At 35.7% G+C, this 25374-nt stretch carries 27 protein-coding genes and 4 pseudogenes; 3 read left to right on the plus strand and 28 right to left on the minus strand.

What is annotated here, in order from left to right; all coding sequences use genetic code 11:
• The first annotated feature begins 1 nt into the window (after window position 1).
• Window positions 2–952 carry a biotin synthase BioB gene (gene bioB / locus AAGD84_RS01175; RefSeq protein WP_395462600.1) on the plus strand — a complete coding sequence of 317 codons (951 nt, stop codon included), beginning with the start codon at window positions 2–4 and terminating at the stop codon, window positions 950–952.
• Between the two features lie 483 nt (window positions 953–1435).
• Here the strand turns inward: bioB and AAGD84_RS01180 are convergent, their stop codons facing one another.
• From AAGD84_RS01180 to AAGD84_RS07490, 4 genes and pseudogenes are all read right to left on the minus strand, one after another.
• Window positions 1436–2092 (minus strand): hypothetical protein, encoded by a 657-nt coding sequence (locus AAGD84_RS01180; protein ID WP_264329542.1) that lies wholly within the window; start codon window positions 2090–2092, stop codon window positions 1436–1438.
• Window positions 2093–2266: 174 nt separating this feature from the next.
• Window positions 2267–2539: pseudogene (locus tag AAGD84_RS01185) on the minus strand (TrbC/VirB2 family protein); the annotation flags it as partial.
• Window positions 2540–2541: 2 nt separating this feature from the next.
• Window positions 2542–2847, minus strand: a pseudogene (locus AAGD84_RS01190) (DDE-type integrase/transposase/recombinase); the annotation flags it as partial.
• A gap of 7 nt (window positions 2848–2854) precedes the next feature.
• A pseudogene (locus AAGD84_RS07490) lies at window positions 2855–3636 on the minus strand (IS5 family transposase).
• On the opposite strand from AAGD84_RS07490, the gene AAGD84_RS01205 reads away from it, so the two are divergent.
• Window positions 3628–3900 (plus strand): hypothetical protein, encoded by a 273-nt coding sequence (locus tag AAGD84_RS01205; RefSeq protein ID WP_065095500.1) that lies wholly within the window; start codon window positions 3628–3630, stop codon window positions 3898–3900. The pseudogene AAGD84_RS07490 and the gene AAGD84_RS01205 sit on opposite strands and share 9 nt — an antisense overlap.
• 531 nt (window positions 3901–4431) lie before the next feature.
• Window positions 4432–5745: a hypothetical protein gene (locus tag AAGD84_RS01210; RefSeq protein ID WP_264373832.1), complete on the plus strand. Its 1314-nt coding sequence runs from the start codon at window positions 4432–4434 to the stop codon at window positions 5743–5745.
• Between the two features lie 523 nt (window positions 5746–6268).
• Here AAGD84_RS01210 and AAGD84_RS01215 read toward each other — a convergent pair.
• The 24 genes and pseudogenes from AAGD84_RS01215 to AAGD84_RS01325 all read right to left on the minus strand — a co-directional run bounded on the left by AAGD84_RS01215 (window position 6269) and on the right by AAGD84_RS01325 (window position 25373).
• Complete coding sequence (locus tag AAGD84_RS01215) at window positions 6269–7792, minus strand: recombinase family protein (protein ID WP_065095503.1); 1524 nt, start codon at window positions 7790–7792, stop codon at window positions 6269–6271.
• A gap of 10 nt (window positions 7793–7802) precedes the next feature.
• Window positions 7803–8234 carry a DUF2924 domain-containing protein gene (locus tag AAGD84_RS01220; protein ID WP_065095498.1) on the minus strand — a complete coding sequence of 144 codons (432 nt, stop codon included), beginning with the start codon at window positions 8232–8234 and terminating at the stop codon, window positions 7803–7805.
• A gap of 28 nt (window positions 8235–8262) precedes the next feature.
• Complete coding sequence (locus AAGD84_RS01225) at window positions 8263–8667, minus strand: ankyrin repeat domain-containing protein (RefSeq protein ID WP_264951911.1); 405 nt, start codon at window positions 8665–8667, stop codon at window positions 8263–8265.
• Between the two features lie 182 nt (window positions 8668–8849).
• A complete protein-coding gene (ltrA, locus tag AAGD84_RS01230; protein WP_338476458.1) occupies window positions 8850–10151 on the minus strand; it encodes a group II intron reverse transcriptase/maturase in 1302 nt (433 codons plus the stop codon).
• A complete protein-coding gene (locus AAGD84_RS01235) occupies window positions 10136–10648 on the minus strand; it encodes a hypothetical protein (protein WP_245611107.1) in 513 nt (170 codons plus the stop codon). The genes ltrA and AAGD84_RS01235 overlap by 16 nt, the downstream gene beginning before the upstream one ends.
• Before the next feature lie 33 nt (window positions 10649–10681).
• Complete coding sequence (locus AAGD84_RS01240; protein WP_264329719.1) at window positions 10682–11407, minus strand: ankyrin repeat domain-containing protein; 726 nt, start codon at window positions 11405–11407, stop codon at window positions 10682–10684.
• Window positions 11408–11591: 184 nt separating this feature from the next.
• Entirely contained in the window at window positions 11592–12752 is a 1161-nt protein-coding gene (locus AAGD84_RS01245) for a phage tail protein (protein WP_264329720.1), read from the minus strand.
• Window positions 12752–13546, minus strand: coding sequence for a baseplate J/gp47 family protein (locus tag AAGD84_RS01250; protein ID WP_065095511.1), 795 nt, complete (start codon window positions 13544–13546; stop codon window positions 12752–12754). Before AAGD84_RS01250 ends, AAGD84_RS01245 begins: the two co-directional genes overlap by 1 nt.
• 2 nt (window positions 13547–13548) lie before the next feature.
• On the minus strand, window positions 13549–13884 hold the full coding sequence (locus AAGD84_RS01255) for a GPW/gp25 family protein (RefSeq protein WP_065095512.1): 336 nt from the start codon (window positions 13882–13884) through the stop codon (window positions 13549–13551).
• Between the two features lie 21 nt (window positions 13885–13905).
• Entirely contained in the window at window positions 13906–14160 is a 255-nt protein-coding gene (locus AAGD84_RS01260) for a PAAR domain-containing protein (protein WP_065095513.1), read from the minus strand.
• Between the two features lie 5 nt (window positions 14161–14165).
• Window positions 14166–14630, minus strand: coding sequence for a phage baseplate assembly protein V (locus AAGD84_RS01265; protein ID WP_065095514.1), 465 nt, complete (start codon window positions 14628–14630; stop codon window positions 14166–14168).
• A complete protein-coding gene (locus tag AAGD84_RS01270; RefSeq protein ID WP_065095515.1) occupies window positions 14617–15099 on the minus strand; it encodes a hypothetical protein in 483 nt (160 codons plus the stop codon). Before AAGD84_RS01270 ends, AAGD84_RS01265 begins: the two co-directional genes overlap by 14 nt.
• 9 nt (window positions 15100–15108) lie before the next feature.
• Window positions 15109–15600, minus strand: a complete 492-nt coding sequence (locus AAGD84_RS01275) for a phage tail protein (RefSeq protein ID WP_065095516.1) — start codon at window positions 15598–15600, stop codon at window positions 15109–15111.
• Window position 15601: 1 nt separating this feature from the next.
• Entirely contained in the window at window positions 15602–15907 is a 306-nt protein-coding gene (locus AAGD84_RS01280) for a hypothetical protein (RefSeq protein WP_052265018.1), read from the minus strand.
• A gap of 83 nt (window positions 15908–15990) precedes the next feature.
• Window positions 15991–16065, minus strand: a pseudogene (locus AAGD84_RS07495) (major capsid protein); the annotation flags it as partial.
• Between the two features lie 13 nt (window positions 16066–16078).
• Window positions 16079–17404: an IS4 family transposase gene (locus tag AAGD84_RS01285; protein WP_341817859.1), complete on the minus strand. Its 1326-nt coding sequence runs from the start codon at window positions 17402–17404 to the stop codon at window positions 16079–16081.
• Between the two features lie 65 nt (window positions 17405–17469).
• Window positions 17470–18435: a major capsid protein gene (locus AAGD84_RS01290; protein ID WP_341818061.1), complete on the minus strand. Its 966-nt coding sequence runs from the start codon at window positions 18433–18435 to the stop codon at window positions 17470–17472.
• Between the two features lie 32 nt (window positions 18436–18467).
• Window positions 18468–18836, minus strand: coding sequence for a head decoration protein (locus AAGD84_RS01295; protein WP_065095519.1), 369 nt, complete (start codon window positions 18834–18836; stop codon window positions 18468–18470).
• Window positions 18837–18912: 76 nt separating this feature from the next.
• On the minus strand, window positions 18913–19944 hold the full coding sequence (locus AAGD84_RS01300) for a S49 family peptidase (RefSeq protein ID WP_264328556.1): 1032 nt from the start codon (window positions 19942–19944) through the stop codon (window positions 18913–18915).
• A complete protein-coding gene (locus tag AAGD84_RS01305; RefSeq protein WP_264328555.1) occupies window positions 19944–21353 on the minus strand; it encodes a phage portal protein in 1410 nt (469 codons plus the stop codon). Before AAGD84_RS01305 ends, AAGD84_RS01300 begins: the two co-directional genes overlap by 1 nt.
• Window positions 21354–21578, minus strand: coding sequence for a gpW family head-tail joining protein (locus AAGD84_RS01310; RefSeq protein ID WP_065095024.1), 225 nt, complete (start codon window positions 21576–21578; stop codon window positions 21354–21356). It abuts the gene before it with no gap.
• Window positions 21579–21581: 3 nt separating this feature from the next.
• Complete coding sequence (locus AAGD84_RS01315; protein WP_065095469.1) at window positions 21582–23408, minus strand: phage terminase large subunit family protein; 1827 nt, start codon at window positions 23406–23408, stop codon at window positions 21582–21584.
• A complete protein-coding gene (locus AAGD84_RS01320) occupies window positions 23405–24874 on the minus strand; it encodes an ankyrin repeat domain-containing protein (RefSeq protein WP_065095471.1) in 1470 nt (489 codons plus the stop codon). Before AAGD84_RS01320 ends, AAGD84_RS01315 begins: the two co-directional genes overlap by 4 nt.
• Before the next feature lie 19 nt (window positions 24875–24893).
• Window positions 24894–25373 carry a hypothetical protein gene (locus AAGD84_RS01325; RefSeq protein ID WP_065095468.1) on the minus strand — a complete coding sequence of 160 codons (480 nt, stop codon included), beginning with the start codon at window positions 25371–25373 and terminating at the stop codon, window positions 24894–24896.
• Between the last annotated feature and the right edge of the window lies 1 nt (window position 25374).

Consider the following 25374-nt stretch of genomic DNA (forward strand, 5'->3'; position numbering starts at 1 on the left):
AATTATGACAGAAGAATGGGCTTTTGCCAAGGCAGAACAAATCTTTAATCTTCCATTTCCTGAGCTAATTTATACAGCACAAACAGAACATAGGAAGCAATTTAATCCTAGTGGAGTGCAAATTAGTACACTTTTAAGTATTAAAACAGGTAGCTGCCCAGAAAATTGTTCTTACTGTCCCCAATCAGCACACTATAACACCGGGTTACAAAAAGAGCCTTTGTTAGAAATTGCTGAGGTAATTGAAGCAGCAAAATGTGCAAAAGAGGCTGGAAGTAGTCGTTTCTGTATGGGAGCAGCTTGGCGTGGTCCACGTGATCAAGATTTAAAAATTGTTTGCGAAATGGTCAAAGAGGTGAAAAAATTGGGCCTTGAAACGTGTGTGACTCTTGGGTTGTTAAAAGATTACCAAGCAAATATGCTAAAGGAAGCTGGCTTAGATTTTTACAACCATAATATTGATACATCTGAAGAATATTATCATAAAGTCATAACTACACGTATTCTCCAAGATCGCTTAAAAACGTTAGAACACGTACGCGCATCTGGGATTAAGGTCTGTTGTGGTGGTATTCTTGGTATGGGTGAGACTAATGAGGATCGAATAAAAATGCTAGTTCTCATTGCTAATTTGGATAATCCTCCAGAATCAGTACCAATTAATATGCTGATAAAAATTCCTGGAACTCCACTTGAGAATGTGGCCGACGTTGATCCGTTTGATTTTGTTCGTACTATTGCAATAGCCAGAATTATGATGCCAAAATCTTATGTACGTTTATCAGCTGGGCGAGAAAAAATGTCAGATGAATTGCAAGCATTGTGTTTCCTTGCAGGTGCTAATTCAATTTTTTACGGTGAAAAGCTACTTACAGCTCAAAATCCAGTACCTGAGCAAGACAATCACCTATTTCAAAGATTGGGGTTACGAAAACTTCATATAGGAAATTAAAGGAATTTCTGCATTGACAGAAAAAAGATCTATTTCTTATTATAATTTTGCCTAAAATTTTTTTCATTCTTGGATATATTACCATTAATTTAGCATTATATATTATTAAAATCTCAAGCAAATCAACCATTTCCAGTGGTCAAAACCAAGAGCGGTGAGAGCTTTTTGTTTTGGGATGGATTGGACTACCAAGTGTACCGTTCGAACTTTTCTTTATAATAATTCTACTATACCACAAAACTAGCTATATTAGCCTATTTTTGCCGCATTTAGATATGAATTAATTTACTTAGTTTTGTTACAACAATTTCAAGCTTTTATTTTCACAACGCTGCTTTTATTTAAATCGCTCTCACGAAGGTAGGTACTTTTTTGTGGTTTTTGTAAAAAGTAAATAACTAAATTTGTCATGGCACTAATAGGCTGATGTTTTTATAAAATCTTTTCTATATTAGTTCAAGCCTTTCAAAAATTTTAAATCTCTCATATCTGCCAAGAAGGACCTGCAACTGGTTCATTAGTTACGTTGTTAAATGCAGGGCTTGGTGTTTGTGCTAAATCTGACATTTGTAATTGCATCATTATCTTCTCGGCTACTTTCTGTTCCTCTTTTAATATTTTTCTTTCCTCCTCAGCAGCAGCTCTTGCCTGTTTTATTTCTGCAATTACATGAGACCTCAATTCGTTGATAGCCACATCATCAAATTTTAAGTCATCTTTTGCAGATTCATTTTCTTTTTGTTCACGCTTAATAAAGTTTTTGTTTAATCTATTAAATTCATCATTTAACTTCGACAACTTATCAAATTCTTCCTTACCAATAGATTGCTTACTCTTTAACTCTTCTTTGAGGCTTCTGTATTCATTGCAAATACCCTTAATTTTTTCTTTATAGTCTGTATTTAAAACTAGAAAAGTATATTGTTGCTCTAAAGATTCTTCCGCAGCCTGATTACATCTGATCTTCCTAGATATATTGAATAAATCTTCTGCTTCATCATACAATAAACTAATAGCTTTTACTCTTGCCTGCACTTCCTCTCCAGCTTGTATCGCTTTTTCAAGGCGTATTTTGGCTTCTTTTACCTCTCTCTTAAAAAAAATACTCCATTTTTGTTTTGCGGCAGGTCTTTCATTCATCCTGAAATTAGTACATACAATTTCGCAGCAGGTCTTTTTTCATCACGCTTCCGATAATTTTTATTTTGTCCTACTTTACTCTGATTAGATTTAAGTAAATGATACAAGAAGTACCACTTACCTAAAACTTTTGAGACTTGCAGCATCTTTCGTTTGCAGGACTAGCAGAAGGCTCTACTTACATGATATTGCATCCGGTTTTATTGCACTTACAACTGTAGGAGCGCCGAAAAACACAGCAGTAAACGTACCCAATGCAAAAAGCGCAGGCCACGGCATTCTGCCGAATATTGCAAGCAAAGCCGCACCTATTATCACTATCGTGATCATCGGTCCACCTAGTTTGCGAGCGTACTCCATTATTTTACATATTACGTCTGCTGTTGTGTCCAGTCTAGCTCCAGTTCCATCTACAGCTACAGCTTCAAACGCAAAAGAGAGAACTAATACATACGCTCAACTTGTCCATTTGTCCAAGGATGGCTAACTTTTGTTAGACGATGCTCAATATTATTTTCTTCACAAACACTATCGAATATGTGTTGAAAAGCGTTCTTAAGGTGCTTCTGATTGGTAAACTGTATACCGTTATCTGTCAAAATAGTGTGGATTTTATATGGTAAAATTTTAATCAAATTACGTAAAAACTCAGTAGCTATGAGTTTTGTAGCACTTTTATGCAGCTCAACATAGGTGAATTTGGATGTTCTATCTATTGCAACAAACAAATATAACTTTCCTTCTTCTGTTCTTAGAACCTGTTTAAAATCTCCTCAATAGAAGAGAGATGAAGGAAAGAACAACCATTTGTAGGCTAGTGTTAAGTTTTCGCTCGCAATTTTTCCATAACCGTCTACATTTTTCTAACCAAGCAAAAGATCTCTCAACAACCCATCTTTTTGGTAATACAGCAAAAGAGTGTAATTCACTTCGCTTTATTACTTCAACAGTTGCACCAATAATGGCTTTTATTTGTCTTGCAAAATTTTCTCCTGTATAGCCTGCATCAACTAGTATATTTTGAACTTCAGAGAGGTTTTCTCTTGCATTCTCAACCATTCTCACAGCACTGCTACGATCGGTTGTTTCTGCCGTTGTCACATAAATTGCATGTGGTAACCCTTGAATATCAACTGCTATATGACGTTTTATGCCTGAAATCTTTTTGCCTGCATCATAGCCCTTTTTTTCAGCAGTATCTGTGTTTTTTACACTTTGAGCATCAATTATGCAGAAACTGGTTTTCTCTTTCCGACCACTGTTTTGTCGGACCTCTCCAACTAATTTTTTTTAAGACCAATTCCAGCAAACTTGGTTCTTCTCCATTTTTTTTATTCCACATTTGAAAATAGTAATATATGTTTTCCCACCTTGGAAACTCTTTTGGTAACATTCTCCACTGACAACCACTTTTTAGCACGTCCACAAAATACTTCGTATATATCAATTAATCTTGGTCTCGTTTTCTTTTTCCTACTTTCTAAAATTGGTTTGATTTTTTCAAATTGCTCTCGACTTATGTCGCTTGGATACCTTTGACTCATTTATATACCTCATTATTTACCTGTTCCTACTTTAGCTCATCTCTTTGGGATTTTAAACAGGTTCTTACAGAAGGCAGCGATGTAATATTAACTTTCTATACTAGTTTGGGAGAATTAAAAGTTAGATTATGCCCTCATGAAGAAAATAAAAATTCGATAAAAGTAGAAGTGAGTAAAGAAGGTGCACTTCTACTGAAGGAAATAGAAAGTTACAATAAAGGAATAGAAGATTGTGAAGAAATAGGACAAAATTGCTTATTGTGAGGTTTATCGTTTATTGAAGCTATAGACCGAGGAGTTTTTCCTAGATCTGGTGGATTAATGCGTCCTGAAGTAATAAGCGAATCCAATAAGCAGAAGGGTTCATGGGTAAAACGTAAGATGAAGATTCAAGAAGAGTTTCTGATTCTAGGAGAGGAATTGCTAGGTAAATTATGCAGCTAACCACTTTTGCATCTGGAGTGATTTTGCTTTAGTATATAATCAAGTGTCAGTTTCTGTAACACTGTTCTCATCCCAACTGTGAATTAGATTTTAGGTAAATTATTGAAAATCATTGCTTTTTTAATTAAGTTTGATCAAATTTAAAAGTAGCGTATGCATCATGCGGCTAATATCAACATTCGTTATTGGGAACACAAATGATAAATTTGTTTAACTTCTCAATTATAGGCAAAAACAGCTCTTTTTCATGTGTTTTATAACTAACGGAAATTGGTATTAGAAAAATTATACTTGCATTAGCTTTCATTTGTGCTAATTGTTGTAGATAATGTATTCATAGATTAAGGGAGTATGGTGTTAGAATGTATTTCAAAGAATGAGCAGGTTTATGCAAATGGTGGGTTAGCTAATGAAGAACAGCATACGGAACGTTTTGGTCGGCAAACCATTGAAGGCAATGCATCATTGTTAAGTCAAGAACAAAGTGATGATGACTGGAATGAGTCCGTTATTGAAGACAAAAATACTGTTGTTGAAAGTTCTTTTGTTCCAGAGAACTCAATTTTAATGAATTTAACAAATCTGTTGACTGAGAGCGAAAAAGTTTTGATTAATGAGTTTCGTGAAAAGATGGAAAATATAATGAAAAAGTTTCATGAAAATAGATACGAAAATTCTGCAGAGGTCACTCTAGAAAAGATAGAACATTTAATAGATGAGTATTTGAAAAGGAAAATAAGACTAAATTTATGCTGTGATCAATATGAATGCACTGTGTCAAATTTTGTATTCAGCAAAATAATTGATATTGCTAATAGTGTTATTCGTATAACTCCTACTACTAGATCACGGTATAAAGAAAACGGGGAAGAGGCAATAGATGAGTGGGAGGAGAGTGAAAAACCTTTATTCAGTATTGTCAGTAAGCTATTATTAGCAGGTGCGAAAATAAACTCTGATTTTTACGATCATAGAATGATAGATGAAATTATGTACGGAAATGATGAGCCTATTTTTGCAGAATGCGAAAAAATTAAGAAAGAACTAAAAAGTATAGCATATGAAGGTTTAGTAAACAAGAATGAACAAGCTCAAGATGATGATCTAACAGTAGAAGTGGATAACAATCTTGCTTTTTTTAGGTGGCCACAAAACAGTATTGTTGAAGTTGTGAAGGTTATAAATAGTAAGGTGAATGAAAATTTCAATATAGAAAGTGGCATTTTGCAGATTGGAGAAAGTATAGTAAGAGTTGAAAGTGTAGGAGGAAAAAGGAACTACACAGATGTCTTAGGAGGTAGCATCGAGATGTCTTTTTCTACTGAGGTAGGAAAGATTAGTATTTATCTAGGTCCTAGGGATGAAGGTAGTAATAGAATAAAGGTAGAGCTTGATGAAAAGAGCAAGGAGAAGTTTGACAAGTTAAAAGATCAATCAAGTCTAGGGGAAAGCTGTCTTTTAGGGGGAAAAAGTGTTTTACAAGCTGTAAAAGGTGGAGATTTTGAAAGAAACTGCGGAATACTTATAGAGTTAGCTGAAACTATTAAACAATCAGATTTTGTAGTGAAAGAATCAGGTGTTCCTTCTACTCTTATGAGGTCAATTGATAGTTTAGACCAACTGCAAAAGATGGAAGCTTCGAAAGGAATATTAGTATGTTCATAAGGTAGCTAAAATTATTAAATAAAAGAATAGTAGGTAAATAAGTATTGAGTTAATAATTTAGAGATTGTTCTAGAAAAGTTTACCATTTACCTGAAGCTTTGAGCATAACATTTTGTCCTCGGTTTGAAGGAGATTGTGTAATAACATACAGGTCTATGTCTTCCACTTTCTCGAGCTTGGTTATACAGCGCAAAACCCATACACGTCATTCCCACATCTGCTGCCACTGCAAAATGAATGGAAATGTTCAAAACATAAAGTGCAACACAGCTTACCAATAACGCTGATACCAGTTACAATTGGTTGATTTGATGTTTTTCGTATATAGGATTTCCTTTACTATAAAAACATGGTTCTATTTCAGCAGAAAAGGGGTTGTTATGTGAGTTTGACTCTTGCTCAATAGTTTGCTCTGGTTTCATATATAAATTAAAAATCTTTACTATTCATACTAATATCCTCATATAATTTAATGTCAGTTTTTGTAACACTGGTTCACGTCAAGACTATTCATTTCCTTTTGTTAAACGGTGCAATTAAAACCATAAAATCTCTTCATTTGTTCACTCCACAGTACCGGCATTTCCCTCAAATCAGCTAGCTTTAAACTTCTTGGCTGTCTTCCATTTACTATGTCTTCTTTAATTTTTGGTGCTAAATAATTCAACCTCAAAATTTGCTGTATACGTCTTGTACCTATATTAATTTTAACGCTCAGCTCTTTCAGACTTGCATATTTTCCTTCCTCTAGCTGACGTTTCCACAGATGGGCTCTCACCACTGCTTTGAGTAACGCATTATTTGTTTTTCCTTCTGGTTCTACTACTGTGCATTTATTTCCTTTCTTCTTTATTGGTATAAATTTTTCCTCTGATTCAGAATGCACTTCTATTCCATCTTCTTTCACCAATACTGTTTTTATTAACTTTTTCACTACTTCCTTCTGTTTTCCAAAACTTAAATTTTTCCACTCTTCCGCTTTTTCTCCCCATTTTTCATATAAATCTTCTGCTCTCTTCATCGCTTCTTTTTCCACTTCTCCAGCGACTATTGTTCGGTTTTCTGATTCACAATTTTTTCCCCTTAAATGATTATTGCACACGTAATATCTATACCTTTTATTTTCCTTTTTTGCATAGGTCAGCGTCATATTTACATTACAGCTCTTGCACTTTATTATTCCCTTTAGTAGCGCCTCTTCATATTTTGCTTTTCTATATGGCTGATTCCTTATCAATTCCTGCGCTTTTTGCCATTTTTCTTTTTCTATTATTGCCTCATGCTTTCCCTCATACTCTTTCTCATAATGTCTTATCTTTCCCACATATATTGGATTTGTTATTATTCTTCTCACCGTCGCTTTCTTAAATATCTCTCCTCCTTGTACTTTTCCCGATTTTGCTTCAAACTTCTTTGTTCGGTATCCCTCTCTATTTAACTCTCTTGCCAATTCTGCCATTGATTTTAGCTCCATATAACTCTCAAATATATGTTTTACTATTTTCGCTTCTTTTTTATTTATTATTAATTCTTTATCTTTTACATCATATCCAAGAGGTAAAGTTCCACCCATCCATAAACCTTGCTCTTTTGATGTTGCTATTTTATTTTTTACTCTCTCAACTATCATCTCTCTTTCTAGTTGTGCTGCTCCTGACAATACCGTTTGTACAAACTTTCCCATTGGCGTATTATTGTCAAATATCTGTGTTACTGCTACAAAATTTACTCGATGCCTTCTAAAAAATGACGTTACTTCTATACTATCTTTTGTTTCTCTTGATAACCTATCTAGTGTATATACTACTACACAGTCTATCTCTCCTCCTTTAACATCTTCAAATAATTCCTTTATTGCTGGTCTTTCTAAATTTTTCCCTGAATATCCTCCATCATCGTACCTTTTGGCCAATATTACCCAGCCTTCTCTGCTCTTTATGTACTTTTCACATGCTACTCGCTGGGCATCAAGGCTATTAAACTTCTGCTCGAGACCATCTTCATTTGATTTTCTTGTATATATCGCACACCTTACCTCTTTTAGCATTTTATTCTCTTCAACTTTCATTTTTATCACGCATCCCAAATAATAAAGGTCCGTTGTAGCTCATTCCCATTATTTTTCCGGCTACTGCTGATAATGATGTGTAAAATTCTTCTCTGTAGATTAAACCCTTATCTGTTACCATTACCGCATGCGTTTCCTCACCTCTCTCTAGTATTAATTCTGTACCTTCTACTGGTAATTTATCGCTACTTATTCTTTTTCCCTTCTCTATCCGATCTGCCAGATACTCTAGTCTTTTTGTCCCCTTTCTTGACATTTCTCCATACGCTTTTTCCTGCATTCTATAAGCTAATCTTGGTATCAGATATTTCTTTGAGTATCTAGGCACTTCTTCTCCATATACCTTCTTCCATATTTTTCTCAGCTCATCCAAAGGTTTTCTCTCTAAATTCATTACTTTCTTTTCTGTTTCTTCCTCCATATTTTCAGCCTCTCATAGAAGGTTCTATTTATTCAAATAACTTTTCAATTCTGTCCGTTTCTTTCTTCAATACTTCAGTTACTTCTTTACTATTTTTTGCATAATCTATTGCTGTCATCCCACATTCATCCTCTTGTTCTATTTCTCCTCCAGCTTTTACCAGCTCCTCCACTATTTCTTTTTCACCTACCATGCACGCAAGGTGTAGAGGTATGCATTTATTTCCATATTCCTCAGCATTTACGTCTGCTCCTGATTTTATCAATTCCCTCACGATTTCTAGACGTTTCTCCGTTACCGCTAGGTGCAGTGCTGTGTATCCTTTCACATCTGCTGCATTCACATTCGCTCCTTTTTCGACTAATAACTCCACTGTTTTTACCTCTACTGCATAATGTAGAGCTGTTCTTCCATTCTCGTCTCTTTCATAAATATTTTTACATGAGTTCTCTAATAATTCTTTTGCTGACTTCTCTTTCTCTTTTTTACTGTTCGGTAGAAGCTGTAGCTTTACTCCTCTCGTTTGAGTTTTATTACTACAACTCCCCCTAAAGAACCGTGCTTGCAGATTTCCCGCACACGGCTCATCAATATTAGTTTTCACAGTCGTCCCTCTTATGCATATAAAGAAAAATGTATTTTTGGCTTTGGTAATGGATTTACTTCTACGTAGTGTACAAACTGTTCCCAGGTCATACTCTTTTTCTGACTACGCCGATTTATCCATTTAAATGCTAGCTTTCTTACTGATGTGTAAAATTGTTTCAAACACCAATAATTTCCGCTAATACCAAAGTAGTTATAGTGTCCTGTTAATTTAGCCTTCAGTACTTGCCACCAATCTTTAAGTCGAATACTTCCGCGGACTATTTTCAACCACTCCTTGATTTCTTTTAGTTTTCTGGCTAGATTTAACTTAGAGGTTTTATGTCCCATCATTAATCTACCACGACGACTTTTTGCACCATAGTGCGTAAACCCCAGAAAATTGAAACTTTCCGTCCTTCGTTTCTCTCTTATCGCTCGTTGCCACTCCCTCTTGCCAAACTTTACTACTCTGGTCTTGTTTTCAGATACTTCCAACCCAAATTTATTTAGCCTTTGTTTCAGTAATTCCAGAAATTCTTCCGCGTCTACCTTACTTTCGCAACAAACCACAAAATCATCGCAAAACCTTATTACTTGTATATATCCTCTGGATCTTGGTTTAAATTTCTTTTCTATCCATAAATCCAACACATAATGTAAGTATATATTTGCTAATACAGGACTTACTATACCGCCTTGTGGTGTACCTTGTTTTGTTGCTTCATAATTTCCAGCTTCGACTATCCCTGCCTTGAGAAACCGCTTTACTAACCACAGCAAATTTGGGTCAGTTATTCGTTCCCTTAGACACCTCATTAGCCATTTATGCTGTATATTATCGTAGAACTTCTTGATATCCACTTCTACAATGTAGTTTATTGGCTTGTACATAACTGCTTTATCTAGTGCATTTACCGCTTGATGACAGTTTCTTCCTGGTCGAAATCCATATGAGCTGTCCAGAAAGTTTGCCTCGTAAATATTTTCTAATATCTTCTTCAGCATAATCTGTACTAATTTATCCTCGGTCGATGGTATTCCGAGTCCGCGTTTCTCTTTACTTCCAGCTTTCGGTATATATACCCTCTTTACTGGTTGTGGTTGATATTGCTTCCTCTTCATACTTTCTACTAGCACTTCGAGTTTCTCATTCAGATTTTCTCCGTATGATTCCACTGTTATCTGGTCTACTCCACAAGCCTTGTTACGCTTCAGTTCTTTATAACATCTCGCAAGATTCTCTGTATTTATCAGATGGACTAACGATGTGAATTTTAGTCGCTTATCTTGCTTTGCTCTTACTGCTATCTGGTTTAGTTTATATCGCATGTTATTCCTACCTCCGTTGTATTGGCATAGCAATCCCTATTCCAGTTACTATATTGCTGATCGCTTCCCCTTGTACGTGGCTTTCCCACATTCTGAGTACTATCAATCAGTCCGACTTCCCCTGCATCTTCCGCTAGTTCTTGCCTTTGTTGACTTGTTCCAACGTACCTTAATAGGAATGCATGGGATCTCCCAAGTTCACTTGAAGTCCATTTCAATACATGGCACGGTCTCAGATCCCGATAGAGTGAGTGATAACTTGCCTTTACGTTATCCTTCATGCTGTCTTCCATGGCCATGAACATGTCGACCTCTATGTCTTCAGGTATTTCGGGACTCCACTCCTTCACTTCCGTTGTGCCCTGCATTGTCCATCCCACTAGCTCTATTACACTCGTTACCTCATGCAACATAGTGGTCTGTTCCAAACTGTTGGCTAGACTTTGTTTGTGTTGGATTTTCACCAACTGTTCTCCAAGCACTTCTTGGCGCACCATAATTTACCTCACCTTTTCTTTAAATTTAAACCCCTAAGCCTTCCTTCTCACCACCTCATCTATCATTTCATTCACTTGGCTCATTATCTTGCTCGCTAAATTTTTACACTCTTCCCTTATTAGCCCCTTATCTCTCTTTCTTATTTCTTCTATCTCTATTATTTTTAACTCAGGTAAATAGCTCCTATCCAACATATCTGCTATTTCTCCCACTAGACCCTCTATTCCATAGCACGTCAGTTTTCTACTTTTTGTTATTCCACCTTGCTTTCCCAGAAATTTCCTCGCCTTTTCATTCTCTCCATTATCCCATAGGCCATACCTTTCACTCTCCCATATATAATACATTGGTGTTGCACCATATTTATCCAGTTGATTAACTGCAGCTCCCGCTTTTACTAGCTCTTTTATTATTGCAATTCCTGCCCCTAGCCTACATGCAGAGTGCAGTGGCGTACATCCGTTGATATATTTAGTGGCATTTATTTCTCCTCCTCCCCTGATCAGCACTTTTACATTTTCTAAACTTCTCGCAAATACTGCGCAGTGCAGTGATGTATAACCCTTTTTATCTCTTGCATTGATGTCCGCTCCTTTTGTTATTAATAACTTCACTGTTTTGCAATCGGAGATTTCTACTGCATGGTGCAATACTGTTTCCCCTTTTTCATCTTTTTCATTAATATTCTTAAACGAGTTCTCTAATAATTCATAAAATGACTTATTAAAAGCTTCTCTCTTTTCCTTGCTAAACCTCATTACATACCTCACTATAAAAACATACGCCAATTTCGCTCTCTTTAGTGCAAGATCAATTTTTTTTGTTTACTTGCTACTATTTAAGTTATGTGCGTTTTGGCATGAAAAAGCAAGTCTTTTTCTGTTTATTTCATACACTTTAACCTATTATTAATATAATATATGAGGATATAAATATAAGTACTTAACTTATTATAGATATTACTTGGCTATTTTTCCAACTTCTGTTCAAATGTCGATGTTCGTGCCATGTTAGTACACCTGGGTAAAACACTAAAATGTAATTTTCTAACTCCTGTATTGCATCCTTTTGCTTTGAATCCAATTCGTTTTCAAAATGAATGTAGTGTTCTGCTACGCTAAATCTTATTATTTTGGGGGTAGAGAAATTCTTTACTTGATAGTGGTGAACGGCAAAAAATCTTTCTAAAATTGGCTTGTATTTTAAATTCCACAGTTCTTCAGATAGTTTGCTACTTCCCAATACAAATTTATTTCCTCTTTCTTCTACTCTACTAACTGGAAAGCACGCATTTATGTCTCCTAAATCCCAACTATCCGATAATATAACTTGCGCTTTCGCAAACTTAATTGCCGGTAATAAGCTCTGTGGTAGCGGATATAGCGCTTTGAAGTTATACCACACATGATTTCTTTCATAAATACCGTTATAATTCTTTGTGTGAGGTTCGGTTTCTCCAAGGATTGCTACATCCAACCGATATATATCATTGCTTAAAGCTCGTTCATAATGATCGCGTAGATAGTTTTCTACAATCCTAATAACTGGACCATGAGACATGAAAAAATTTACTCTTCCAAATGATAACACTGGGCCATCTTTTTCTATTTTTACCCCCGAATAGTCAGAAAGAAGATCTCCAAATAAACTCTCATCCAATATAAATCTCTGCGCATTATAATAATCGTTAAAAATCCTCATTAGTCTCGATCTTGCAGGTAGTGATAGTTTTGCTAATTCTACTACTGCATCAACAAAGAAATCATTTGGTACGTCTCTTATCCCTACCTGCAACTCAAAAAAGTGTTTACCGGGTGGCTCTTCAATAATTGTAATATCTTCTATATTTGCCCATTTGAGCGCTATTTTGAGTGATGCTGGGGTTCCTCTTAAACGCTGAAATTTTACTCCTTCTACTATAGCTCTTCTTTTATTTTTTACCCAACGCAGTATCTCTTCTAAACCATATTCTTCTATTATCCACTGCAGTATTTCATCTTTAAGACTAAATTTAAATTCCTTGATGCAACTTGGATTAACTTTGTAGTCGATTGCTTCTACTAGCGCTTTTTCTTGTTTGTTTGCATTTGGTGGCAGTAACATTACTCAACCTTTAAATTTCTCAAACTTGCACACTCATTACCTAGCACCACAACATCCTCTTTTGGCTCGATTAATTCCACGTTTTCTACACCATCTACAAATAAATTCGCTATTATCCAAGATTTTGTAACGTTCCATCCCAACCTTTTACTTGCTTCAAACTTCTTAATAAACTGCTTCTTGATTTCTTCCTCTGATGTTATATAATTCGTGCTGATTCTGCTGTGGATATCTATTTCCATAATATTGCAGCCAATTACTGTTACTGTATCGGTTAAAACTCTTATATCATCTCTAGTAACCTGCTTTTTTACAATTTCAAGTAGCTCTTCTAACGCCATGCCAGTTGTGGATAATTGTGTTGATAAAATCGAGATCTGTACTTTCCCTGGTATAGGTGATTCTACTAGCGCATCCTTTACTCTTCTATCTGCCGAAAGTGCATGATAACGATAATATTCTTTGCTTCCTCCTGTTGACCACCCCTTTATTTTTGCTTTGATTCTTTTTCTAAATCGTTCGTCATCTTCTTCTTTCTGCCTCTCTACTCCATAAAACTCAGCCAAATTATCAAGATCTTCTCCTGTCGCAAATTTAAGTAAATTACTCTTTACTGCTTCATTTATTCTTTCTCTAAGCAAAAGTTCTCTCCATGCTGCTACCTCCAGAATCTTTATCGCTGGATCACTTTCAACTAATGCTGTAAAACTTTCATCTCTACGCACTAACTCTTCCTTCATTCTCGAAAAGATTTCCTCAAAGTTCAGTGGTTCGATAATATTTGGCTGCTGCATTTTTAAACAACTACTCCATTAATATTTATGAACTTACCTTCTGAAAGATAGACACCTTCTAAATTCAATGTTACTCTCCCTTCTTTTACTCCTTCAACTTTTACTTTTTCTAACTTAAATCTCTTTTCCCATTTTTCCAAAGCTTCTGCAGTTGCTGCATATATCTCAAGTGTTAAATCTCTATTTATTGGCTTATCCACCAATTCAAATAATCTTGAGCCATAATCTCTCCTCATTATTCTACTGTTAATAGGAGTAGTTAATATATCAATTATTGATTGTTTCAGATGTTCTATTCCCTCTAATTCTTTACCTGTTTTAGCGTCCATTCCTTTCATTTTTCGACTATTTTAATTTTTTTATTTTGAAAACACACTTTGATTTTTACTTACTATTTGAAAACTACAGGATGCCACATCACCTGTTCTCGCTACACCAATACCATTTACAAATACGTTGTTTGATCCTTGCGTTAGTGTTTCCCCAATACTCAAGATATCACCCTTACGACAAGCAGGTCTACCATTAACAAATACATCTTCACTCCCGCTCACACAGACATGAATCGGCATACCTGTACAATGATCTCCTATGCAAACAACTGCTTTACTCATATATATCAATTTAAATCTACTCTTCTTGCTTTTAATTTAATACTATCTTTTGTCATTTCTATACTCGATTTCCCAGCCTTCAGTGTTATTTTGTCCACTACTTCAATCTCTAAATGATGCTTCCCTTTATCATATAACAATCTTGTTCCATCTTGAAATTTTATACTATTTATTTCTTTTTTATTCTCTGGTGCAGGGTATTTTTCCTGATATATTCCTCCTAATACCACTCCTAATGATAGTTCACCAAAAGGAGAAAATATCATAACCTGTTCACCGATATCTGGTGGAGACCAATCTCTATCTTTTCCTGCTTTGCTCGTTACCCATGGCAGATAATCTGTTAAAAATTCTCCTATTTTCACTCTTACTTTTGCTTTTTCATAATCTATTTCTTTAATAATTCCGATACGAATAATATTCGCTACTTTTCTCTGTAACTCTGCAATGGCAAAATTATTTTCCAACATGCATTTCTCCCACTGCTATTTTATGTGGCTTAATTTTCCCCTCTAACCAGACTGATTCTCCAAAATGCAGATAGTGAACCCATTCAACCAACCACACTAAATATGCATCGAGCTCTGGCCTAAAATCATCTCCTCCTCCTGATATAAATTCTCCTGGTGAAACATTTTTCACGTTCCAAGTATTTTTATTTACTACTCTTGCTACTTCTGCTGCTAATGACCTTACAACTAACGAGGAATACTCGACTGTTCCATCAACTACAATTCTCGCTTCAAATCTTGCTTTCAGCGCTAATTCCTCTGTTCCAGGATCTTTTCCCGATTCTAAACTCACAAGCTCTACAAATAACGCTGGCGCTAATAATTCTTTCCTTATTGCTGGATAAATTTCACATGTCTGTATAGACGGTATTTCTTCCTTCAGTGTGCTGCAAATTGCTTGATGTAAATCTTTCCAGAACTTTGTCATGCATATAATTTAACTCATGTAATGTATAAAATATTTTTCAAATACCTTTTCAACTTCATAATTAACAAGATTCCCTATTATCCTTGAAGCCTCAGGTTTCAGTGGCAACTTAACTTCCTTTATTGGCAATGCTGCCCTTCCTTCACGTTTAAACATACCGCTATTTCCTTTTGGCATAACTGCTGCAAATCCTCCTATAAACTCATGCTTTCCTACTTTCGATCCTCTTCTTGTTTTTTGTATCTTGCCAATTGTCGATGCTCTAATGTCATAGAGATTTGCTCTAATTAACACTTCTAATCTGCTAGTTTTCGCCTTAAAAATTCTTAATCTCTTTCTTATCAAACTTAATTTTATCTTCTTTTCCTCACTAATTTCTTTTGCTGTCTTCAATTTTAGCCATAGTGCTGTTCTGTTTAACGCTCTCACTATTGCTAATTCTATTTTTTTTCTTTTAGCATTTACACTTTCTATTACCTCAACTTCTATATGAACAGACATTTTACACCCCATACGCTTCGATTCGCCAGACCATTCCAGATTTATCTCTAAGTGGTGGTGTGTGTATTTTGTATTTGCAATCACCTATAACAAAAATATCTCCTACAATTGGCCTCAGTATATCAAAAATGCTTACCTCAAGAAAAAGCATCTCTCCCACAAATTGTCCTTCACCAATCTCGTATAATTTATCTGGCTGTTGCTTTAATACCTGTACCATATATGACTTATCCTTTGATTTATATAAAGCCACTTCTCCTAAATGGGCAAAACAATCTTTAAATAATCTCTTAATATTCTCTTGCACGTTTCTCCGCTATATACTAACATTTATATGCTAAGAAGAGGTAAAGCATTCTTCTGCCTCACACCGCTTTATATTTGCTCTACCTATGTTGCAACGATCTTGACTAGTATCGCTGGACGGTGGCACATTGGCAGAGGGTTTGACTGCGTATGCAAATCCATACGCGTCAAGTTAAGAGATTGTGAGCAAATTTAGAGAGGTTAAAGTGGATACTCTAGCCCTTCTACGTTTGTCTTTTAATGAAAATCGCGACCAAGTTATAGTGAGTTTTTTAAGAAATACTTTTAAACTATTAATCTTGGTTAATACTAAAAATAACTCTCTAACCCGTCTTTTTAGCTCAATAAATGCCTTTGTTAAGCTAAGTTCTGTATTCTTTTTCACTTCTGTGCAACCAACTATGCCGTGAAATATAAGAATTGCGCACAATTTAGCATATAGTTCACATAATACTCTGCATGGCTTTCCTTTTAGCTTATCAAGTCTGATATGGCTTTTATACAATTTAAATAATAACTCAATTTGCCACCTTACTCTGTAAATCGTTAATACTTGCTCAGCACTAATTTTATTTTCTGGAACATTAGTTATAAATATTGACCAGTTCAACAATTTTTGATTTCTTTTAGAGGATGTATATCCCTGCGATCTTGCTAATCTATTAGCTTTCCTTCTTCTGGCTATAGACTGTTCTTCAGTTAGTTTCTGACATATAATTCTTACTCTAATTTTTGCTTCTTTTCCTAACAATACCTCGTTTTCTAAAAATAACTTATCCTCTAAACATTCTAATAACTCCATTTTTTGATTTGTTTCTACATCATATACGTTGGTATCGGATTTATAACGACTTATGAAATAAGCTCCTATTTCATTGATTTGTTTAAAAGAACTTGGCACAAAATAACCGAGATCAGATATTAGCAAATCATTGCTTGATATATTACTTAAATGTTTCCTATATCCCTGGTCTGATCTTATTCCCTCCGTTAAATTAAGTTGGTCTATTATCTGATTCATGTAATCGAAAACTAATTGTAACTTTATTCCAGACTTAGTATTGCTTTCATAGCCACTGTAGCTAGTACCATAACCTTTATACATCTCTTCCATACTGTTAGGTAGAGTAATATAGCTACTGTCCAATAATTTAACACTATTAAATTGCTGTAAGATTTTGCAATCAACTTGCAAGATATTTTTAAAGAGAACCACAGATTCATTATACATCCTTTTCATAAATTCCACTGCTTCTTCAGTAAATCTAAAATCCAAACCTTGTTTTGTTATATCTATCGAGTCCTCGTTTAGTAATTGACACATTGTTTCTACGCTACAATTATCAACTCCTATATTACCCAAGACCATGGCTTTTACGAATGATGAACCTTTTAGCTTTCTCTTTCTTTTTATAAACCTTGTTGTAATTGAGATTTTCTCTGCTTTTTCATTAAAAAATTCTTTGAGCTTTTTTGATAAGCAAGTTATTTTATTCATTGGTTCTCTCACTAAAAGTATATCTGGGAGAACTTATACCTTATTATTCTATCTCTTTCATACCTTTATTTCCTTAACTTGACGCGTATGGTATGCAAATCAGTCCCTCTATCAAATCTTCTTGGCTCTTGTTTTGCATAGAGTGGCTGTCCTAGTGTATTTACTGTTTCATTAAAATCTGCTGGTGCAAAATATGTTGTAAATGTGCTCGCTGTTCCTACTGGAAAACAGTGTCCTGTATCCCTTTCTATAAACCTTCTTACGGTTCCTTCAGGATCAGTTGCTTGCCCTCTATATTCCTCAAACGTGATTCCACAAAACGTAAATCCTGATCTCATATCATTCCTTAGCGCTGCTCCTTCTTGCCATCTTTCATATGCTTCTTTCACTTTACTATGCGAAGTTAATGCATCAAAAAACTCAGGGCTTACCAAGGCATGAATTCCGGTCATATATTCACCACTTAGATTATCTTCTATATGCCGGAGTACTTCCAGACACTTACGCTTGACATCTGTTGTTGCTGTTCCAAGGGCAAAATTTACTACTTTTGGTGTTATTTCAAATTCGTTGTACAGATTTAATAATTCTGACCCATCAGCATCTAAAATTATTCCCTTCAGCGCTCCCATTCGCAAATGCTCTAATGTTATTGCATGTTTGTTTCTCATTAGCTGTAAATGGTCAGTTATTACGTCTGCTAGCGCTTTAAGTTCACTTTCTGATCCAAATGCCCTTATTCCCTGTACTTCCTCTGGTAACACTACATCATCATGCGGAATATGTGGAATCGTAAATGTTCTTACCTTTCTTTTTCCTCTTTTTCCTACTGTTGCTGGCGCCCCTGGTACTTGCGTTGGTAATAAACTTAATACTCCGTTGTGTTCTTCTATGGTAATATGTCTAAATCTTACTGACCTACTTGGAAACAAATTTAGATTTTCAACTCGTCCATAATTTATCGGCAATATATTCATCGCATTTGTTAGTGCCGTCATACTAAATGCTGGATTTGTAAATGGATTTTGCATTTTTTTTCTCCCTTTTTTCCTATTAATTTTAGTTAAATTCCCTTGCGGACAATGATCCCTCGTGCTTCAAGTTGCTTTATTGCTGCAGCTTTCTGCTCTTCAGTGATATTTGCTGGCCACACAACCGCATGATCTGCTAGTATTGCACCACGAGTAATAATTACTGCTTTAGCATTTTCTGTCGCATTTACATCACTTACTACTGCACCTATCGCTGTTTGTGTACCATCTGTGGCAGTTGGATTTATTATCTTAACCATGCTATCTTTATCGAGAGCCACTACTGTACCAAGCTTTAGGTTCTGCCCTTTTGCTACTGTTATCTGATCTCTTGAATATAGACTTGATGCCTCATACTTTAATAAGTCACCTAGATTATTTTGTTCGGTTATACATGTCATATTTTCTTTTCTCCTTTTTTTCCTTTAGTTTTACCGCCATGTTTGTAGTTATTGTACGCGGCGGTTATAAAAAAACTTAAATACTTGATTGTGCTCTAGCTTTAGCTACCTGCATCATCAATTCTTCTCCTGAATTCTGTGGTATTGCACTCAGTATCTCTGTCTTTTTCGTTCGCTCTGCAAGTAACTCCATTAAAACTTCCCGTGCTTGCTCAACACTTACGCTTTGCTCAATAAATTCTCCTATCTTTTCTGGCATCTTTGATACATTACATAATCTTATTATCTCTAAAATTTCTCTACGACAGTTCTCGTAGCTTTCCTCAATAGTTGTCATACTAACACTCCTACTTTTATGATTGTTGATAAATTCAAAAAATGTTGTAACTCCATCTGCAAGACCTATTTCTATTGCTTTCTCCCCAAAATATAGCCCTGCCTCTGTTGATCGAATCTTTTCAATTGAAAGACCTCTGTTCCTTGCTATCAGCTGCACAAACATTTCATATAGTCGGTCTACTTCTTTTTGTAAGCTTCCCAGACTTTCAGACGTCATTGGCTCATGTGGGTTTAAATCATTCTTTCGACTACCAGCAAAGATTGTGGTGTACTTAATACCTTGCTTTTCATCAAACCTACTTTGATCGATATGACTTGCTATTACTCCAATACTGCCAACACCAGAAGTTCTGCTCACAAATACCTTCTCAGCGCTAGAAGCTATAGCATATGCAGCAGAATATGCATCATCATTTGCTATTGCAATAATTCTCTTTTTTGTTCTTGATTCATAAATAAAATCAGCTAGGTCAAAGACACCGTTTACTTCCCCTCCTGGACTATCTATGTCAAGTAGAATCGTCTCTATGCTTTTATCTCCTAAAGCACTCTCTATCTCTTCATGAATATTTTCATACGAAGTCATATCTAAAATATGATCAAAAGCTTCTGTTTTTTTTGTCAAAACTCCATAAATACGTATTATTGCTATTCCTTTTGGGTTTATATGAAAATGCTTTAAGTTCTTAAAGATAGGTTGTTTGCTGTTATATAATGATAGTAGTTCAAAGCTTCTTCTCTCTACCATTACTGGTTTATTTATCCACATCACCTTCCTTCCCTTTTATGATTAACATCAGAATCGAAACAAAGTCCAAAAGAATTAGCTCGCTTTTGATCTTCTGCTATTTCTTGGTCAATTTCTTCTACATCGTAACCCATTTCTGATACTACTTCTGCTCGACTTTTGAAGCCATTTCTTACCGACATTTGTTGTGCTTGCTGGTCTTTAAGCGGATCTACCCAATCAAATCCCTGTGGTATCCATTTCACATCTTTAAATATTTGATTGTCTGTTGTAGAAAGCTCTCCAGATAAAGTGGCAAGTTCTAGCCATCTACTCCATACTGGTCTGCAAAATTGGAATACCATAATGTTATGTTGCAGCATAGCGCATCTACGACGAAACTCTATTAATCCTGCTCTGATTGATGAATAATTAACACCGGTTAAATCTCCTGTTAGTTGTTCGTATGTTATCCCTGTGCCTATTGCTATTGCCCTCAGTTGCTGTCTCATGAATGCTTCATAGCTTCCTCCTACATCTGATGGCTCTGAAAATTTTATGTCCTCTCCTGGGTCTAAAAGCTGCATTGTTCCAGGTTCCAGGCCAGATAGTGCTACTCCTTGCTCATTTGCTTGCGCCTCACCTAAAATATTTGCTTCAGGATCAAGTCTTGTAATAAATCCCGCAAACATTGCTGCTGTCTTTTTTCTCACTAATTCTGCATCATCGTATTGATCAAGCTCATAAAGTTTCAGAAGTATACTCGAAAGCCATGGCTCCCCTCTGATTTGCCCAGGTCTTAATGGTCTATAGATATGTAAAACATCATTTGCTGGCACTCTCACTGATTCGCCAAACGAACCTTCACCAGGGTGTTCTTTAAATAGGTAATATGCTTCTCTTTGCCCAAGTCTATTGAACTCAATCCCGTTTCTTATTACATTACTATTGGCTAGTGTTTGATTGCTCTTGTTATCTAAATGTTCTGATTCCAATACTTGAAGTTGCAATGGTACAGAAAATCCATCTTCGAGTTTACGATGTCGGAGGCGTACAAAACACTCTCCACCTTCTATCATACTTCTGCATACTAGAGCTTGTAATCCATAAAAATCACTTACTCCACTACTGTCTGCTTCATCTGTCCATTTCAGCCATAATTCTTGTACTTTCTTTCGAAATTCTGCATTCTTTGCTTTTGATTGCGGCTTTATTCCTGTTCCAATAGAGTTACTTACTATTGTATCAATAATATTTGCTGCATATGGATTTTTTCTCACCATATCACGAGAGCGGCTACGCAAGTGCTCAAGGCTTTGAGACAGCAAATTGTTTATACTTCCTAACTCTGGTTGAAAGTGAAAAAATCTTCTTCCTGAGCCTGCTGCATCCCACGCTGAGCTTTTTATCTTTGGTTTGTTAAATAATTGCTTGAAGGTTTTTAGCAGCATTTATAAAATTCCTTTACTCGTTGAAAAAACAATTTTCCTCTTTGGCCTCATGCCTGCAACTTTTAACTCAGCCTTAATTCGTTGTCTTAAATTCAATAAATCATTTATTTGAACTTCTCCGTACCGCACAACATGGTCACCATATGCAATTGAGACAACTCTTTCTCCGCTTTGCAGCTTCTTTATCGCTTCTTCGACTTGAATTAAATAATCTTCGTTATACATTTACTACTTGCTGATCCATTTACTTTTCACTATTTTCTTTGATTTTTTACTTTCTGGTTTTTCACTTAAACTATTCCATTTACTCTCTGGCCATCTGTCTATTCCCAGTGCTATCGATGCTGCTCTTGCGTAAATTCGGCAATCTAGTACTTCATTTCTTTCTCTTACCTTCTGCCACTCTTGTTTAGTGTATCCTTTTACTACCTTGCTGACTAATTGCTCTGCCGTTAGCTGCTTAAAATATTCAGGTGCATACTCCGGAAAATGACAATATCCTGCTGGCACTTTCTCTTCTTCTTTCAAAATATTAAGTAATTGAAAAAGCTCTGACTTTAATATCGATACTCCTACTGGCCATAGCTTTATTCCTCTTTTTAGCTTTTGACCACCAACTGTTATATCTACTCTACTTGGGCTACTCAGCGGCACTAGCGCTTTATTTACACCTTTCACTGCCATTACTCTTCCAGAGCCTTGATGACCTCTTACCCAATTGTATACTTCCTGTGTTGCATATCCTGCATCAACTGCCATCATACTTATCATATATTCAAGCCCATTTTCACCGATAAAATGATGATTGAGGAGCTCCGAAAGCTTTTTCCATACTTCTCCACCTCCTGTATCTCCTTCAAATACTCGGTAGTCTATTGACCAATTTTCACGGCTTTTTCCCCAGGCTACAACTTCCACCTCTAGACGATCTTTTTGGACATCTACTCCTGCAGTAAGTACTACTTCTCTCCTAGGTACTGTGCCAATCTGAAAAAATTCTCTCCTGTTAAATAATTGCTTCCAGTCTGGTACTTCTCCTTTATCTACCCAAGTTTCTCCAAGCGTTGTGTTTATCCAAACTTTCAGTAATTGTTCACTTTCTTTGGCATGGAGAAAATCTTCTACTGCTTGTTGCCAACTATACCAGCCAACTGGACTATAAAGACTTGAAAGGTGAAATCCTATTACTTTGCTATTGTGTACTTGATTTGTAGCTCTCCATTCTCCACGGTCTAGCATCTCTGTCTTTTGATGATTTTCTATTTTGCTGCTACATTCAGTGCAGACATAATGTGCTGTTCTTGAGTCGTTGTTTTCCCATTTAATTTGTGACCATTTTAGAACTTGATAGTAATTACAATACGGACATGGTACAAAAAAGTACTGCTTATCTGTTGCTTCAAATTCTTTCTCAATTCTGCTTATTCCATGAATCGTTGGTGTTGATACTAAAAAAATCTTTCGCCGTGCAAATGTATTAGTACGGGCTATGCTGAGTAAAACTGGATCTCCTTCACCTCCTGAATCTCCTGGATAGGCATCAATCTCATCAAGAAAGAGATATTTTACTGGCATAGAACGAAGTCCTACACTGCTATTTGCTCCAGTTATTACTACTATTCCACCTGGAAATTCCTTACTCTGTACAGTATTCCCTGAATCTCTTGACCTTGGGTCTTTTACTTTACTTTTTAAACATGGCGTACTCTCTATTAACGGTGCAAATCTTCCCTTCGACCAACGTTTTCCCATTTCAACTGTTGGCTGTACTACCAGCATTGGACCAGGAGTCTGATCTATGATGTAGCCAATCCAATTGTTACCAGCTTCTGTTCCACCAATCTGCGCTCCTTTCATGAATACTACTTTTTCTGCTGGTGAGGACGGAGAAAGTGAATCCATGATCTCTTTTAAATAAGGAGTTCTCTCTGTTCTCCATTTTCCTGGCTCTGATGCTGCAGTTGGTGCTAAAACTCGATACTCATTTGCCCACTCTGACACTTTAAGCTGGGGATCTGGTCTTAAACCTTCAGAAAAAGCTCTAGCGTATATCATTGTCTGCATCTACTAGTAATTGGTTCTAACTCAACGTCATTAACAGTAGAACTACACTCCTCCAGTTCCATAAACATCTTTTTCTGAAATTCGTTTTCTATATATCTTTTGCTCACCTCACTTATCATTATTGCTATAATAAGTGCAAATATCCCTGTTATTGTTGCAAAAATGATTGCATTGCTTATTGTTGTTGCTGTTAACCCTATACATACCGCTATTGCTACTGCACTTACTGAGGTAAAAACACAGATCACATTGTTGTATTTTCTTACTTTTGCATCTCTATGTTCTATACACCTATAATAAACTGGTACAGACTTGCCTATCTCGTCTGGTAATTTGATGCTCTTTTCTTTAAATAAAGTTTTTAGCAATTCTAAATTATTTGACTTGATTGCTAAGTGCAAAACAGGTGTATAGTTTGCTCCTTTTTTCAGCAATAACTTTACTACATGTAAATGCCTTTTTTCTGCAGCAAGATAAATTGGTGATAGACCTTTATTATTTACAATATCAATATTGATTTCTTCTTTTAAAATTGCATCTACAATCTCAATTTCTCCTCTTTGTGCAGCTAAATGGAGTAGACTATTCTTTTCAGAACCGTATTTATTACTCATCAAAGCCTTCTTTATCTCAGGTTTAGCGTAATCAAATGGTGTCTTGCCGCTATCGTCTTTTACCAGAGGGTCTATATCTTCTCGTGTTAGTAAAACTTCTATTGTTTTAAGTCTTTCAGCGTAATGTAGTGGTGTTTTACTTTCGTAGTCTTGCAAATTGACTTGAGCATTAGGCTCCTTTATTAAGGATTTGAGGATATCAAGACATAAGTCTCTTTCATCGTAATTAGTATTACTTACAGCTATATGCACAGGTGACAATTTCATTGAGTTTTGTCCCATGCGTGCACTATTCACATCTGCTCCAAGCTTTAGCAGTAACTTTACTATTTCCAACTTTTTGTTATTAACTGCATAGTGCATTGGTGTCTGATTTCGTGCATCAAAGACATCTATTTCAGCATTTCCTTCTTTCACTAAAATTTTGACAATATTTTCATGTCCTATGCCTGCTGCTAGATGTAATGGAGTATGATGCAGAGTATTTCGTACATTAACATCAATGCCTTTTCCTATCAAATATCTAACTGCATTAACTTCACCTATCATTGCAGCTAAATGAAGTAAGCTATCTTGTTCTGACCCGTATTTGTTATTAATTAGCGCTTGTAATATTTCTGCTTTTTTCCCTTCTTTGGCGTAATCAAGAGATGTTTTACCATCATTATCTTCTATAAAAGGATTAATGTTCTTTTTCGTGAGTAACAGATCTACCATACTTAATTCATCAAACTCTATAGCGCAATGTAGTGGGGTTTTTCCGTTTAATCCTCTAACATTTACATCTACTCCTGGTTGATTGATGAGACATTTTATTAACTCTAAACTTAAGTTATCAGCCATTTTATATTCAAAATCTTTTTTATATTTGAAATTTAGTATTAGATAATTCTTCAAGTGAGTTTGTAATCTCTTCAGTTAGCGCCATATGAATCTTTTCAGTGTCACTCAGTGATGCAAGCAATGCTGAAACTCTATTTGGAATATTAAGTAAATTATTACGGACAACTCTTGCTACATTAAATGCATCGCGCTTTACTTCTTCTACTGCTACAAGTTCTCCTATCTCAGCCCTAGCTTTTGCCTCAAGAAGTTTACCTCGTTCCATTTCATTTTTTATTCGCGTTTTAAGCAACATCGTGGAAAGTTTTTCTCCGCTTTCTGAATAGTTTTTTCTTCTCAGTGGTTGACTTGGATCTCTGATTGTTTCTATAGCCCTGTTTGCTTGTTCTCGGTCAATGAGTCCATCCTCCAACTCAACTATTCCTTTTTTTACTAAATAACAGACATATTGCTTTGATACTCCTATCTCTCTTGCCCATTCTGTTTGTGTGATTTTCACT

This window comes from Wolbachia endosymbiont (group A) of Andrena fulva (genome assembly GCF_964026815.1).
In the GTDB taxonomy this organism is placed as follows: Bacteria; Pseudomonadota; Alphaproteobacteria; order Rickettsiales; family Anaplasmataceae; genus Wolbachia; species Wolbachia pipientis.

Coding starts and splice junctions, on each gene's coding strand:
- AAGD84_RS01220 (WP_065095498.1), bottom strand. CDS start 8,234: ATGGAGGAAGAAACAGAAAAGAAAGTAATGAATTTAGAGAGAAAACCT.
- AAGD84_RS01240 (WP_264329719.1), bottom strand. CDS start 11,407: ATGAGGTTTAGCAAGGAAAAGAGAGAAGCTTTTAATAAGTCATTTTAT.
- AAGD84_RS01235 (WP_245611107.1), bottom strand. CDS start 10,648: ATGGTGCGCCAAGAAGTGCTTGGAGAACAGTTGGTGAAAATCCAACAC.
- AAGD84_RS01315 (WP_065095469.1), bottom strand. CDS start 23,408: ATGATATACGCTAGAGCTTTTTCTGAAGGTTTAAGACCAGATCCCCAG.
- AAGD84_RS01210 (WP_264373832.1), top strand. CDS start 4,432: ATGGTGTTAGAATGTATTTCAAAGAATGAGCAGGTTTATGCAAATGGT.
- AAGD84_RS01260 (WP_065095513.1), bottom strand. CDS start 14,160: ATGAGTAAAGCAGTTGTTTGCATAGGAGATCATTGTACAGGTATGCCG.
- ltrA (WP_338476458.1), bottom strand. CDS start 10,151: ATGCGATATAAACTAAACCAGATAGCAGTAAGAGCAAAGCAAGATAAG.
- AAGD84_RS01320 (WP_065095471.1), bottom strand. CDS start 24,874: ATGGCTGATAACTTAAGTTTAGAGTTAATAAAATGTCTCATCAATCAA.
- AAGD84_RS01295 (WP_065095519.1), bottom strand. CDS start 18,836: ATGACATGTATAACCGAACAAAATAATCTAGGTGACTTATTAAAGTAT.
- AAGD84_RS01265 (WP_065095514.1), bottom strand. CDS start 14,630: ATGTTGGAAAATAATTTTGCCATTGCAGAGTTACAGAGAAAAGTAGCG.
- AAGD84_RS01250 (WP_065095511.1), bottom strand. CDS start 13,546: ATGCAGCAGCCAAATATTATCGAACCACTGAACTTTGAGGAAATCTTT.
- AAGD84_RS01290 (WP_341818061.1), bottom strand. CDS start 18,435: ATGCAAAATCCATTTACAAATCCAGCATTTAGTATGACGGCACTAACA.
- AAGD84_RS01275 (WP_065095516.1), bottom strand. CDS start 15,600: ATGTCTGTTCATATAGAAGTTGAGGTAATAGAAAGTGTAAATGCTAAA.
- AAGD84_RS01310 (WP_065095024.1), bottom strand. CDS start 21,578: ATGTATAACGAAGATTATTTAATTCAAGTCGAAGAAGCGATAAAGAAG.
- AAGD84_RS01180 (WP_264329542.1), bottom strand. CDS start 2,092: ATGAATGAAAGACCTGCCGCAAAACAAAAATGGAGTATTTTTTTTAAG.
- AAGD84_RS01305 (WP_264328555.1), bottom strand. CDS start 21,353: ATGCTGCTAAAAACCTTCAAGCAATTATTTAACAAACCAAAGATAAAA.
- AAGD84_RS01300 (WP_264328556.1), bottom strand. CDS start 19,944: ATGTGGATAAATAAACCAGTAATGGTAGAGAGAAGAAGCTTTGAACTA.
- AAGD84_RS01255 (WP_065095512.1), bottom strand. CDS start 13,884: ATGAAAGGAATGGACGCTAAAACAGGTAAAGAATTAGAGGGAATAGAA.
- AAGD84_RS01245 (WP_264329720.1), bottom strand. CDS start 12,752: ATGTTACTGCCACCAAATGCAAACAAACAAGAAAAAGCGCTAGTAGAA.
- AAGD84_RS01285 (WP_341817859.1), bottom strand. CDS start 17,404: ATGAATAAAATAACTTGCTTATCAAAAAAGCTCAAAGAATTTTTTAAT.
- AAGD84_RS01215 (WP_065095503.1), bottom strand. CDS start 7,792: ATGCTAAAAGAGGTAAGGTGTGCGATATATACAAGAAAATCAAATGAA.
- AAGD84_RS01270 (WP_065095515.1), bottom strand. CDS start 15,099: ATGACAAAGTTCTGGAAAGATTTACATCAAGCAATTTGCAGCACACTG.